Annotated in this window: 13 protein-coding genes; 8 read left to right on the top strand and 5 right to left on the bottom strand. The window is 66.3% G+C overall.

What is annotated here, in order from left to right; genetic code table 11:
• Together ABD204_RS06985 and ABD204_RS06980 are read right to left on the bottom strand one after the other, a co-directional pair.
• Window positions 1-999 carry a substrate-binding domain-containing protein gene (locus ABD204_RS06985; RefSeq protein ID WP_194423922.1) on the bottom strand — a complete coding sequence of 333 codons (999 nt, stop codon included), beginning with the start codon at window positions 997-999 and terminating at the stop codon, window positions 1-3.
• 73 nt (window positions 1,000-1,072) lie between these two features.
• Window positions 1,073-2,134, bottom strand: coding sequence for an ABC transporter permease (locus ABD204_RS06980; RefSeq protein WP_194423921.1), 1,062 nt, complete (start codon window positions 2,132-2,134; stop codon window positions 1,073-1,075).
• 135 nt (window positions 2,135-2,269) lie between these two features.
• Here ABD204_RS06980 and ABD204_RS06975 point away from each other — a divergent pair, with 135 nt between their 5' ends.
• Both ABD204_RS06975 and ABD204_RS06970 read left to right on the top strand, forming a co-directional pair.
• Window positions 2,270-3,256: a sugar-binding transcriptional regulator gene (locus tag ABD204_RS06975; protein ID WP_194423920.1), complete on the top strand. Its 987-nt coding sequence runs from the start codon at window positions 2,270-2,272 to the stop codon at window positions 3,254-3,256.
• Complete coding sequence (locus ABD204_RS06970) at window positions 3,253-3,864, top strand: beta/alpha barrel domain-containing protein (protein ID WP_194423919.1); 612 nt, start codon at window positions 3,253-3,255, stop codon at window positions 3,862-3,864. The genes ABD204_RS06975 and ABD204_RS06970 overlap by 4 nt, the downstream gene beginning before the upstream one ends.
• A 120-nt stretch (window positions 3,865-3,984) precedes the next feature.
• Here ABD204_RS06970 and ABD204_RS06965 read toward each other — a convergent pair whose 3' ends face one another.
• Window positions 3,985-5,430, bottom strand: a complete 1,446-nt coding sequence (locus tag ABD204_RS06965) for an HNH endonuclease signature motif containing protein (protein WP_194423918.1) — start codon at window positions 5,428-5,430, stop codon at window positions 3,985-3,987.
• 35 nt (window positions 5,431-5,465) lie between these two features.
• Complete coding sequence (locus ABD204_RS06960; protein WP_194423917.1) at window positions 5,466-6,026, bottom strand: hypothetical protein; 561 nt, start codon at window positions 6,024-6,026, stop codon at window positions 5,466-5,468.
• A gap of 60 nt (window positions 6,027-6,086) precedes the next feature.
• Between ABD204_RS06960 and ABD204_RS06955 the strand changes: the two genes are divergently transcribed.
• On the top strand, window positions 6,087-6,260 hold the full coding sequence (locus tag ABD204_RS06955) for a hypothetical protein (RefSeq protein ID WP_322597534.1): 174 nt from the start codon (window positions 6,087-6,089) through the stop codon (window positions 6,258-6,260).
• A 28-nt stretch (window positions 6,261-6,288) separates the two neighbouring features.
• On the opposite strand, the gene ABD204_RS06950 is transcribed toward ABD204_RS06955, so the two are convergent.
• A complete protein-coding gene (locus ABD204_RS06950) occupies window positions 6,289-7,197 on the bottom strand; it encodes a hypothetical protein (protein ID WP_194423916.1) in 909 nt (302 codons plus the stop codon).
• Window positions 7,198-7,416: 219 nt separating this feature from the next.
• Between ABD204_RS06950 and ABD204_RS06945 the strand changes: the two genes are divergently transcribed.
• The 5 genes from ABD204_RS06945 to ABD204_RS06925 all read left to right on the top strand — a co-directional run bounded on the left by ABD204_RS06945 (window position 7,417) and on the right by ABD204_RS06925 (window position 12,801).
• Complete coding sequence (locus ABD204_RS06945; protein ID WP_194423915.1) at window positions 7,417-8,310, top strand: ABC transporter ATP-binding protein; 894 nt, start codon at window positions 7,417-7,419, stop codon at window positions 8,308-8,310.
• Window positions 8,304-9,116: an ABC transporter ATP-binding protein gene (locus tag ABD204_RS06940; RefSeq protein WP_194423914.1), complete on the top strand. Its 813-nt coding sequence runs from the start codon at window positions 8,304-8,306 to the stop codon at window positions 9,114-9,116. The genes ABD204_RS06945 and ABD204_RS06940 overlap by 7 nt, the downstream gene beginning before the upstream one ends.
• Before the next feature lie 47 nt (window positions 9,117-9,163).
• The gene (locus ABD204_RS06935; protein ID WP_194423913.1) at window positions 9,164-10,216 is read left to right on the top strand and encodes an ABC transporter permease; all 1,053 of its coding nucleotides are present in this window, start codon (window positions 9,164-9,166) and stop codon (window positions 10,214-10,216) included.
• Window positions 10,213-11,076, top strand: a complete 864-nt coding sequence (locus ABD204_RS06930) for an ABC transporter permease (RefSeq protein WP_206697153.1) — start codon at window positions 10,213-10,215, stop codon at window positions 11,074-11,076. Before ABD204_RS06935 ends, ABD204_RS06930 begins: the two co-directional genes overlap by 4 nt.
• A gap of 63 nt (window positions 11,077-11,139) precedes the next feature.
• On the top strand, window positions 11,140-12,801 hold the full coding sequence (locus ABD204_RS06925; protein ID WP_194423912.1) for an ABC transporter substrate-binding protein: 1,662 nt from the start codon (window positions 11,140-11,142) through the stop codon (window positions 12,799-12,801).
• Window positions 12,802-12,834: the final 33 nt, after the last annotated feature.

Genomic DNA, 12,834 nt, shown 5'->3' with positions numbered 1-12,834 from the left:
TCAGCCGACCTCGCCCGGTGCGGGGGTCTCGCCGGTGACGAACAACTTCAGCGGAAGGAGGATCTCTTCGGCCGGCGTCGCGCCGTCGACCCACTCACGGACCTGGTCGACGACCTGGGCACCGTAGGACTCGGGCTCCTGGGCGACGCATCCCTTGTACTGGCCCTCGACGGGCTCTTCCGAGGCGCAGAAACCGTAGAGGGAGACGTCGGGGTGACCGTCGAGCCCCTGCAGGGCGCCGTAGGTGCCGGGGCCGGTGCTGGCGAAGATGACGTTGATGTCGGGGTTTCCGCTGAGCATCTCGGTCGTGGCGGCGAGGCTGTCGTCGGGCTTGACGTTGCCGTCGACGGTGGCGACGATCTCGGCGTTGGGGTTGCTGGAGATCACCGACTCGAACCCGCCGTCGCGCTCGACGGTGGGCACCTCGTCGGGTTCGGTGACGAATCCGATGGTCAGCTCGGCGTCGTCACCGAAGTCGGCGAGCACCTGCTCGGCCATCTGCTCACCACCGGCGGCGTTGTCGGCGCCGAGGTACTGCACGATCGACGCGCCCTGCGCCTCGAGGGCTTCCGGCGAGACGGTGACGTTCACGGTGAACACCGGCACGCCGGCATCGTTGGCCGCCTTGACGATCGCCGCGGCCGGCTCGGACTTGACCGCGTTGAGCGCGAGGGCGCACGGCTCCTTCTGGAGCATGGTCTGCACCTGCGACAGCTGCTGGGCGTCGTCGTCGTTGGCGATCTGCACCTCGACGTCGAAGCCCTGCGCGGCGCCCTGGTCTTCGAAGCCCTGCTTCATGGCGACGTAGTAGGGGTTGGTGAGGTTCGGCAGCGCCACCGCGAGGTAGGGGTTCTCCTCGTCGCACGCAGCCGGGCGCGGGATCGTGCCGTCGTCGCTCGCGGCGTCGCCACCGGTTCCGGTGTCGATCGCCCCGCTGCAGCCGGCGAGCAGCAGGGCGAAGCCTGCCGCCGCCGCGGTGAGTGTGATGCGTCGTCGCATGGTTGCTCCTTGGTGTGATGTGTGGTGAGCCTCGTATGGGGAGGGGTGGGGCGGCTCAGGCCCACCCAGGGGGTCAGCTGCCGGTGCGTGTCGGTTCTGCCGTCGCACCGACGGCGTCGGGGGTTCCCGCTGCGGCACGTGGTGCAGCGGGACGATCGGGGTGGTCACCGCGGGGTCCGCGCAGTCTGCCGAGAAGACTGCTGAGGGAGAGTTGACGGCGGTGGGTGTCGATGATGACGCCACCGAGGATGATGACGCCGATCACGAGCGGCTGCCAGTAGCTCTGCACGCCGAGCACGTTCATCCCGTTGGAGACCGTGGCGATCAGGAGCGCTCCGAGGAGGGCGCCGCTGATCGAACCGATGCCTCCGAACAAGCTCACGCCTCCGACCACCGCGGCGGCGATGGAGTAGAAGAGCTCGTTGCCGGAGCCGGCGCTGGGGTAGCCGACCATGAGGCGGCTGGTGACGATGAGTCCGCCCATTGCCGCGGACAGCCCGCTCAGGGCGTAGGCGAGCACGATGACACGGCCGCTGTTGACACCGGCGAGGCGGCTGGTCTCGGCGTTGCCGCCGACGGCGTAGATGTGCACGCCGGTGGAGGTGAAGCGCAGCACGAAGCCGAAGATGGCCGCGGCGATGATCACGAGCACGACTGGCATGGGGATCCCGAAGAGCGATCCGCGACCGATGATCGCGAAGAACTGGTCGGCGACGTTGACCGAGCTGGCTCCCGTGAGGATGAGCGGGATGCTCGCCGCCACACCGAAGGTCGCGAACGTGACGATGAACGGCGGGAGTTTGAGGTAGTAGACGAGCGCGCCGTTGATCGAGCCGACCAGGAGACCGACGGCTATGGCGAGGAGGACCGCGATCCACCAGGGCATGCCGGCCTGCATCGTCAACGCGGCGATCATCCCGGTGAGCGCGACGTTCGAGCCGGTGGACAGATCGATTCCCCCGGTGAGCAGGACGAAGGTCTGCCCCAGGGCGAGGAACGCGATCACGGCCCCGTTCAGCAAGAGCACTTGCGCGTTGTCGAGGGTGCGGAAGTTCGGCGAGAGCAGGCTGAATGCCAGCACCACCAACACCAAGACCGCTGCGATCCCCACCTCGTTCGGTATGCGTCGACGCATCCTTCTCTGCCTCCTTGCAACCGGGTCTTCAGTCATCGTGAGCCTCGCTCATATGAGCGCCGGTGCCGCCCATATGTGCAATACTAGAGTTGCGACAGCGAGAGCGCAAACGTCTCGCATCAGAGGGGGACGAACATGGCACGGGACAAGCCCGGAGCATCGGAGGACCTGACGGTCCAGGAGCGCAGTCAGTTGCTCGCGGTGGCACGGCGCTTCTACCTGGAGGACCGCAGCAAGGTCGAGATCGCCAACGAGTTCGGGATCTCACGGTTCAAGGTCGCCCGCATGCTGGAGATGTCCCGCGCACGCGGACTCGTCACGATCACCCTGAACGACGACGGCGCCGTCGACTCGGATCTGTCGGACCAGCTCGCCTCCCACCTCGGATTGTCGGAGGTGGTCGTGGTGCATTCGGACGGCGATCCCGAGCGTGTGCGTCGGCAGGTCGCTTCCGCGGGTGCGGAGCATCTGAGCGCCACGCTGCGCGATGGCGAGGTCCTCGGTCTGGCGTGGGGGCGGACGTTGAGCGCGCTGACGACGGAACTTCCGCGCCTGCCCCGTATGTCGATCGTGCAGTTGACCGGGGCGGCCGGATCGGACCTCGGCCAGTCACCGGTCGAGTTGGTGCGGTTGATGGCTCAGAACTCGGGCGGTTCTGCGCACCCGATCTTCGCCCCGCTGGTGGTCTCCAGCGCCGACACGGCGCGTTCGTTGCGCGAGCAGCCGGAGATCGCACGGGCGATGGATCTGTTCGCCGATGTCACCACCGCGCTGGTCTCGGTGGGCTCGTGGGAGCCGCCCGATTCTCAGCTGTACGAGTTCCTCCCACCCCAGGAGCGCGAGGAATTGCACGAGCGCGGCGTCGTCGCCGAGGTCTCGGCGACTCTGCTCGCCGATGACGGTTCACAATTGGCGGAGGACTTCGCCGAACGCACGATCGCGATCAGCTCTGGCCAGTTGCGTGCGATCCCCCGTGTGCTGGCCGTCGCCGCGGGCGAGCAGAAGACCAACGCGGTCGTCGCCGTCGCGCGGGCGGGCCTCATCAGCGGTCTGGTCACCGATCATGCGCTGGCCGAGAAAGCACTCGCCGGCCCGCCGGTCGACCGGGCCGGGCGCGCATGAGCGTTCGGGTCGCGGGGTCGCTCTGGTCGGTGCCCACGGCGGAGTTGGGCGTGGAAGCGGACCGGCTGGCGGCCGCGGGCCTTTCGGTCTGGCACTGGGATCGTGCGGATGGCTCGCTGGGGCCGTCGGGAGGGTTCTCACCGGAGACCGCGAGGGAGCTCACCCGGCGCACGGGCCTGACGGCAGAAGCGCATCTGATGCTTGCGGACCCGCTGCCGGAGATCGAGGAATGGGCGACGTTCTGCGACGTGATCGTGGTGCACGCGGAGAGCCCGGTGTGGCGGGAGGCGCACGATCGCATCCGCGAGCGGGGCGTTCGCCCCGGGCTCGCGATCTCCCCCGATGACGAGGTACCGCCCGAGCTCGAAGCGGATGTCGCTGTCCTCGTGATGACCGTCTCGCCCGGCAAGGCCGGGAGCGGCTTTCTCGAGCATCGTCTCCCGGTGCTCAGCACGCTCGAGGCGCACCCGCTCCGCGGGGTGGACGGCAGCGTGGACGGCGAGCGCGGGATGCGCGCCCGACGTCACGGCGCGAACTGGCTGGTGAGCGGCACCGCGCTGACCAGCGCTACCGACCCCGGTCAGTGGCTCGGCACGCTCCGCACCTGAGACCTCTAGAGACATCCCGGAGGCCACTCAGTGCGGCCGACCCGGCGGGTCAGCCTGCGGTCGCAACGCCTGCGATCGCCCTTCACCACCAACCCCGAGGAATCACGTGGGTCAGATCGGTCAGAACGGCGCGCGCACGTCGTCGACACCCGCCCGACCCCGATCGGGCGGTGGGTCGGGGATGAACATCACCCGTGGTGGTGGGTCGTCGGTGTACTCGAGTCCGGAGGGTGCGGTGAACTGCAATCGTCCACCCGGATGCTGCACCACGGTCCATCCGGCGGCGTGTTTCAGGGTGTGGTGTCTCTTGCAGAACGCCCCGAGATTCTCGACATCGGTCTTCCCGCCGAGGGCATAGTCCTCCCGGTGATCCCAGTCGCACTCCCTCGCGGGTCTCCGGCACCCGGGGAATCGGCATCTCACGTCCCGGGCCATCAGGTACCGTTTCTGCGCCGCGGTCGCGTGCCGTCGATCGACTGCGAGAACCGCCCCGCCGATCGGGTCGAGGAACACCCGGTCGAACCCGGGGGCGTTCCCAGCGAGGATTCTCGCCGTCTCGGCATCCACCGCGCACTTGCCGTCCAGTTCCGCACCCCCGGTGGTTGTTCCCGCGAGGCTGGTGGCTGGAACGGTGACCTGGACGTGCGCCCGGATCGCCCCCAACCCACCCTCGACAACACCGCCGGCCCCATCAACCGACGGCGTGGAGGTGAGCATCATGTCCAGCAGCAAGTCGGTGCGGATCTGATCGAGGGTCCGCTCGTCGAACCACACCTCACCATCGACACCGCCACCCACCGCGTCAGCACCCCCACCGCCGCCCACGCCGGCGGGCCCTACGCCCGCGGGCCCCGCGTCGGCCTCCGCGACCGCGGGCCCGCCGCCACCCTCCACGGCCTCGCGCCGCGCGGCCCGATCGGCGGCCTTGATCGCCTTCGCCTGCCGCGTAAGCCGGTCGTAGACGCCGTGGATCTCGACGGAGGGCCCGATCGCGCCGAGCATCGACATGCCGTCGCGCAGGTCTTCGACCCACACCCGCCTGCCATGCACGGCTTCGTCGTGTCGTTCCTGCATACTCCGCGGATTCAGCGCCTCGGCGACCTGCTCGGCATACGACCGCAACCGGTTTGGCGACGTCGTCTCCGCGTAGTCGAGCACGTCTTGCTCGAACGCCACCCGCGCGTGCTCGTCATCGAGATCAGCCCCGGCCTCGACGATCACCCGAACGTGTGTCCGTGACACCCGCCCCTCGTGCCATGCCGCCCACGTGGCCGGGAACTGCGTGACCGTCCTGTGCGCCTCGAACAGGTGCGTCTGCATCGTCCGGTCACTCGTCCGCGCGTCGACGGCGAACTCCGCCGCCATCGAACGCAACGGCATCTCGCGCTCTCGTGTAGAGGCATCACGCAAGCGGCCCGTCTGCTCCTCGGCGAGCGCGAACGCGTCCGCGTGGGTCCGTGCGAGATCGGCTTCTGCCGCCGCGATCACCTGACGAAGCCGGCGGGCCTCAGCGACGAGTTCGCGCGCGCGGAAGGCATCCGCCTCACGCTGCTCTTGGTCACCCATCGCGCCCCGATTCGTCCGTTCGATCTCCTCCGAGACTAGGGAGGGCCACCGACATTCCGCCCTCGAAAACTGCCGATCGCAGGAGAAATCGAGAAGTTTCTCTCGAGCCTGCCCTTTGCCGTCGAGACACCCCATTCCTGCACCGCGCACGCGCCCGACCTTGCAGTCGTCCTGCGGGCGCGGATATCCGCGTCGTTGCTCTCGACGCCACGCCGGCGACGATCGCCTCCGCCGCGTGGCACCCCGCTGCTGTTCGAGGGCAACGACTTCGCGCAGACCGACATCGCGTCCGCGCTCTGAACGTCGGGGCCCTTCACCTGCGCTTCGCACCGCGTTACGGTGGTGACTCGGTCGACGACCGCCAGCCACATCATGACATCGACGAAGCGCATCTTCCCCCTCGCCCATAGCCAAACACGCCCGGGCGCGATCGGCGCACTGATCGGCGCCCTTCTCTGCACCATCAGCGCCGTGCACTTCTCGATGATGGGCTTCGCCTCTATGGCCGGGCGGAGCGCGGATGAGCCCACTGCCGCCACCGCGGTCGCCTTTCTCGTCGCGGGCCTCTCCCTCACTCTCATCAGCGCCCTCGCCATCGAGAAGAGGACGAAGGAGATCCAACGCGCCCGGTCCGATCGATCAGACGCCCCTGCCCGATGACGCGCACGGCCTCGACCACGACCATGTGCGTTCTGGGCGTCGGGTGGCTGCTGCTCGGCGCATGGAGCTTGTCCACCCGAGACAGCCTCGTCGGAGTCGGATTCTGCGCCCTCGGAATCACATGCTTCGGCGTCGGCTTCACACGTCGCCGACGTCGCGACGAGCGCTGACGATCCGCCGGCGCGGGACGCCTCCGCGTCAGAACGACTCGAGAACGTCGTTCGCGATGGCCAGAGCGGAGTCGCCTCCGAGCAAACTGCTCGAGACGGTGACGGTCGCGTCCCCGTTCCACGCGGTGACGACCAGAACAGTGCCGTTGTCGTTGATGGTGGCGGAGGCGTCGTCTGACCCGGTGTCGATGACGTCTCCGACGGGGTCCGCCGGGGCGGCCAGACCGGAGAGGACCAACACGTTCACGTCCTCGGCGGAGGCGCCCTCGACGAAGGCGTTCATCGGACAGTAGTCCGCCATGTCGTGGTCGACGAGGCTGAGCCACGTGGGGCCGTGCGGGATGGCATCGGTTCCGATCAGACGCACGTCTTGTCCGAGTGCGGCGCCGGTGGTCGTGGCGATCGCCTCGCAGTCCACCGCAACGGGCGGGGTGATGGCTTCGTCGGCGAGGTTCCATGCCGCCGCGCGGGAAGACACGAGGCCGGCGAGCGCCTCGTTGGCGGCTTCGTCATAACCCTCGACGATGACCCAGTTGGTCCCCGCTTCGACCATCGTGGCGAAGCGGGCCGGTGGCCCGTAGCCGGCGTCGACGACACTGTCCGGCACGACCGCCCGGTTGAGCACGGTGACGCTGTAAGGCAGGGTCCGCGAGTCCTCCCAGGTGCAGGATGTGCCGCCGAGCAACGGCACCGCGCCCAGGTAGGTCGGTTCGGCCGCGGCGACCGTGGCCTCACCCAGCACCGTCGCGACATCTTCGGCGGCGAGCAGGTCATCGCACGTGACCGTGTCGAACGCGTCAGGCGTGGGGGTCGGCGTGGCGGTCGGGGTGACCTCGGCGACCGGGGTGGCCGTGGGCGCGGGCTCCGCCTCCGGAGCGCACCCGACAAGCGTGGTCGCGATCAGCCCGACCAGTGCGATGTTTCGATACGTAGCCAACACCCCCGGCCATCCACTCTAAGGCGCACAAGGCCCGTCGAACGCCCGCAAGCGAGTTCCGAATCCCCGCCTGAGCGGCGGAGATCGGGCCCGCGACCCGGTAATTCGGGTCCCACCACGCGGCGGGCCTGGCGTAATTCGAGGGAAACGACGCACGGTCCGACCCGAAACATTCACCGCGCAATCTCGTCGCAAGCGATACAGCCCCATGCACAGGGCATGACAAGTCCCGAGCGCGACAGCGAGAGGCCTCCAGTGACGACTAGAGCAGACCACCCCGACCTCCTTGAGGTTGACGGCCTGGCGGTTCGCTATGGCGACAGCGCGCGACGCGCTGTGAACGACGTGACGTTCGCCGTGCGCGCCGGGGAGAGGGTCGCCATCGTTGGAGAGTCCGGAAGCGGCAAAACGACGCTCGCTCTTGCGCTGGCTGGCTTTCTCGTCGACCCCTCGGCAGACATCAGCGCCCGTTCGATCAGGTTCGACGGGCACACCCTCACACGCCGGGTGTCAGTCGGGGTCCCCCGGAAAACGTCGGGCCTCACGATGGTGTTCCAGGACGCGATGACATCGCTGGACCCGGTATGGACGATCGGGAGCCAGTTCCATGCAGTCATGCGCAACGCGCCCAGTCGAGTCCCAAAGAACGAGCGGCGAACTCGTATCGACTATTGGCTCGACCGTGTCGGGCTGAGAGACCACGACCGAGTGCTGGGCGCCAAACCCTATGAGTTGTCCGGCGGCATGAGGCAACGTGCCATGCTCGCCCTCGCCCTCTGCGGGCGGCCGCGCATGCTCATCGCAGACGAGCCGACGAGCGCGCTCGATGCATCGCTCGCGCGCGACGTGATGGACCTGATGGTGGAGCTGACAGAAGAGTCGCGCACCGCGCTGCTCATCGTCACGCATGACATCGAGCTGTGTCAGCAATACGCCGACCGGGTGCTCGTGATGCTCGAGGGAAACATGGTCGATGACATCCCAGTGAACGAACTCGGGTATGGGAATCGACACCCGTACACCGAAGGCCTGCTCCGCTGCACCCCGACTCTCGGAAGTGCCAACCTCGACTTCCTACCCACAATCGCAGCTGCGGAGCGGGCCACATGGTGATCGATGGGAGGGCGACGCTCCGCACTGATGGGGTTGTTCGAAGCTTCGGACACGGTAGCCGCTCTCATCGGGCAGTTGATGACGTCAACCTCACGGTCACGAATCAGACTCGACTAGGCATCGTCGGTGAGTCTGGCTCCGGGAAGTCGACCCTCGGCCTCATGCTCGTCGGTCTCGAGCGGCCGACATCTGGCGCCGTGATCTACAACGGCCAAGACGTTCAGAGCCTTGTGAAGTATCGCGCGCGGCGCATGCTATTCCGCCGCGAGGTCCAGATGATCACACAGGACACATCGTCTTCCTTCGATCCGTTGCGAACTCTGCGCGATGCGGTGAGTCGGCCCGCCCAACAACTCGCGGGGCTGGATCGCTCGTCAACGCGCGATCGCGTTGACGAGACAGTCGCGATGCTCGGCCTCGACCCGTCGTTGGCGGACCGCTACCCCCAGGAGGTCTCAGGCGGGCAGCGGCAACGCTTCGCCATTGCGCGCGCGCTCGTCGTGCGACCGCGGTTCATCGTGTGCGACGAAGTGGTATCCGCACTGGACGTTTCGGTGCAGGGGCAGGTGCTGAATCAACTCAAGGAGTACTGCACCACGCACAACACTGGCCTCGCTTTCATCTCCCATGGCCTGCCTGCAACAGCATTCATCTCCAACGAACTGCTCGTAATGCACCAGGGGAAGGTGGTCGAGACCGGGCCGACACAACGTGTGATCGAGGCCCCGGAGCACCCATACACGGCTCGCCTCCTGGCCGCGTACCGGCAAGGCAACAGGACACCCGAGCAGGAAGTGGGTACGTGATGGTGACGCTTGCATCGACGAGTCTTGCCGCAGAGTCTTCGCGCTCCATGTGGGGCGCAGTAGTGGGGTTCTTTCGCTCGCAGCGTTGGTGGATTCTTCGGCTGGTCGCCCTGCCGTTTCAGCTGCTGACCTTCGCCGTCGTCGTGTTCTTTCTTGTGCGACTGATCCCCGGCGATCCCGTTCTCACCGTGACGGGAAACCAAGCGACGGATGAGGTTTACGCACGGGTTCAGGAACAGATGGGACTGTCCGGAACAATCTGGGATCAACTCGTGGCCTACGTCAGCTCCCTCGCGCGTCTCGATCTTGGGGTGTCGTTGCTGACGCAACGGGCTCTCGCCGACGAGTTTTCTGCGCGGCTCCCGGCCACTCTTGAGCTCGCCGCACTGGGCCTGGTCGTGGCAGTGGTCCTTGTCCTGATCGCCTCGTACTTCACCGTGTTCCGACCCGTTCGGGTTCTCGCGCCAATGGTGAAGGCGTACTCCCGCGCCGCGGGCGCAATTCCAGACTTCGCTGTCGGAGTCCTTGCGATTTTTCTCTTCTACGCGACGTTGCAATGGGCGCCCGCTCCCCTCGGACGCCTTGATCCGTTCATCTCCTCACCCCCGCAAGTCACAGGATTCCCGCTCCTGGATGTCGTGCTCTCGGGAGACGCCGAGGCGACCGGATCTATGCTCGCGCACCTCGCCCTTCCGATCGCGGTTCTGGTGATCGCCCACTCTGCGGTGTTGCTCCGCATCCTGGTCGCGCAGCTCGATGCCGAACTGGTTCGACCCGCGACGCTGTTCCGTGTCTCCACGGGCGCCTCACCCGGCGCAGTCGTCGCGAGCGTTTATCGACGGGCCCTCCCGCCCGTCGTCACGATGGTGGGAACCACATTCGGCTACCTGGTCGGGGGCGCCGTGATCGTCGAATCCCTCTTCTCGTTCGGCGGCATGGGTCAGTATCTGACTGAGGCCTTGGCTGGCGCCGACCTCACAGCGATGCAAGGGTTCCTGGTCGTCATCGCCGCGGTGTCGCTCGTGGTCTTCCTCCTGGTCGACATCATCAATATGCTCCTCGACCCGAGGCGCCGACCTGGAACGACGGAAGTGTCATGATGGCGACGCTCACTGATTCTGCATCAACAAAGCGGCGGAGAAAGCCACACGGCATCCGGTGGGTGCGGCTCGTGCCCCTGGGACTTCTGGCCGTACTCGCCATCATCGGCCCAAGCATCACGCCCTACGACGCGGAACGTGTGGCAGGTCCGACCTCGCAGCCGCCGAGCGCAGCCCATTGGTTCGGGACGGACTCAACCGGCCTAGATGTCTTCTCTCAGCTGGTGGCGGCGACGCAGCTCAATGTCTTCATCGCCACCGCGGTTGTCTTGGTCTCCACGGTGGTCGGCATCGCAGTAGGTGTCCTAGTGGGCATGAACGAGTCCGGCGCTGGCGCCGGAGGGGGTATCGCACGTGGCGCCGGGCGGGTCTTTGACTTTGTCCAGGCAATTCCCTCCGTGATTGTTGGCCTTGTACTTGTGTCATTCTTCGGCCCATCGGTCACGACTATCGTCTTCGCCCTCGGTGTGATCCTCGCGCCGATTCAAGCTCGACTTGTCCGGACAGAGGTGCTCCGCGTCAGAGGCGAGGCCTACATCAATGCGGCGCGAATGTCCGGAACGGACGAGCTGACTCTCACATTCCGGCACGTTCTGCCCAATTCCAGCGGACCAGCAGTATCCAACATGTCCGTCTTGTTCGGCGTGAGCGTCATCCTTACCGCAGCATTGGGATTTCTCGGAGCGGGCCTCCCGCCGCCCACTCCCGAGTGGGGGGCCATGATCTCTCGCGGCGCGACGGATGCCGCTGTGGGCAGATGGTGGTCGGGCACCTTCCCCGCGATCGCCCTCGTTGCCTGCGTTGCCGCTGTCGCGCTCGCGTTCACGGCTTTCCCGGCACGCGGATCGTCGCGCCGCTGATCCGACTCCCGACGCCACCTGAAGTTCCTCGCAGCACCTCCACCCCCTACCGATTGGAACCCGATGTCCCCGAGAGTGGCCTTTCCACAGAACTCCCGTAGAGCGCAGGTACCTGCAGCTCTTGCCCTTGTAGCAGCACTCACGCTCGCCTCCTGCAGTTCGGGTGGCAGCTCCGACACCGCTGAGCCCTCGTCGGACAATGAGGGAACGATCGTCGAAGCGGTTCCCTCGCTTCCCACGTCGTTCGCCTACGACGACGGCGACTTCACCTACGCGGGGTTCGAGTACCAAATCAACACCAATGCGCAACTGATTCAGAACCCCTATGTCGTGAATGACGAAGGTGACCTCCAGCAGGACTACTTCACCTTCGAAGGCGAACTGGCGGAGGGGTACGACGTGAGTGACGACGGCCTTGTCTACACCTTCTATCTCCGCGAGGGAGTCCTGAGCCAGGCCGGCAACGAGCTCACCGCAGATGACGTGCTTTGGTCGTACGAACGCAAGTGGAACACGGCGAGCGTCGCTCCCCTGCTGTCGGCCCCAGCCATCGTCGACCCTGCGCGCCAGTTCGAGAAGATCGACGACTACACCGTGCAGATCACCGTCGACCGGGCGGGTGACGGTTTCACGCTTCTCGCACTTCTGGCCAACGTGAGCGCCGACATCTACGACAGCGAGCTGCTCATGGCGCATGAGACTGCGGACGATCCCTATGCCGTGGCCTGGTCCGCGGAGAACGGCAACTACGGATTCGGCGCCTACATGCTCGAGAGCATCACTCCTGGTGAGGAGCTCGTGCTCGTCGCGAACCCGAACTATTACGCTGGCGAGCCTGAAGTCAAGCAGGTGATTCAGCGGGTTGTCGATGATGCTGGCACCCGGGCCAACCTGGTTGGGAACGGCGACGTCGACATCGCCGTTCAGCTGCGGCCGGCGGACCTCGTCGACCTGGAAGAGACCGACGCGGCACAGACGTTCCTCGCCGACTCAATCAACTACACCTCGGCGATCCTGAACACGACTGCAGCGCCGTTCGACGACGTGGCCGTGCGGACTGCGTTCCGGTACGCCATGCCCTACGAGGAGATCATCGAGCAGGTTTATCTCGGTCGGGCCGAGCCGATGACCGGCTTCATCAATCCGAACTACCCGGGCGGAACACTCGAGGGTATCGAAGAAGGTTCCTACCAGCCGGAGCGGGCTCTCGAAGTACTGGAGGACGCCGGGTACACCGCACCGGTCCCCGTCTCCATCCTCGTCTCTGAAGGCGTGCCGGATGCACAGGAAGTAGCGGTACAGATCCAGACATACGCGGGCGATGCCGGCTTTGATGTCACGATCGATGCCGTCCCGGTAGCCACGGCGAACGAGCAGTATTACGGCCGCAACTTCGACGCCTACATCCAGCGCGACCAGGCGATCAGCCAGTCGCCGCCATACGAGCTTCTTCTCTCGTACACCGCAGGGAGTCCGTTGAACAATTCCGGGTGGGAGAGCCAGGAGTACTACGACGCGGTCGCTGTCGGCGTCGAAGCTGGGGACGCACTGTCGGATGCGGCAGGAGTTGAGTGGAACGCCGCACAACAGATCTGGCAGGCCGCATCACCTAAGATCCCCATCGCCTTCATTGAGCCCTCCCCCGCCTTCAGCTTCGCGATCGAGGGATATGCGAACCGCTCTGAGGCTGCGATCGACTTCGCCAACATCACCTTCGCTCAGTAGATCAATCAGCGTCCAGGCGTGGGCGAGGCCGCG

Source organism: Microbacterium aquimaris, from assembly GCF_039531285.1.
Classification (GTDB): domain Bacteria; phylum Actinomycetota; class Actinomycetes; order Actinomycetales; family Microbacteriaceae; genus Microbacterium; species Microbacterium aquimaris.
The sequence above is the reverse complement of the archived record's forward strand: the minus strand, read 5'-3'. Positions and strand labels throughout refer to the sequence as shown.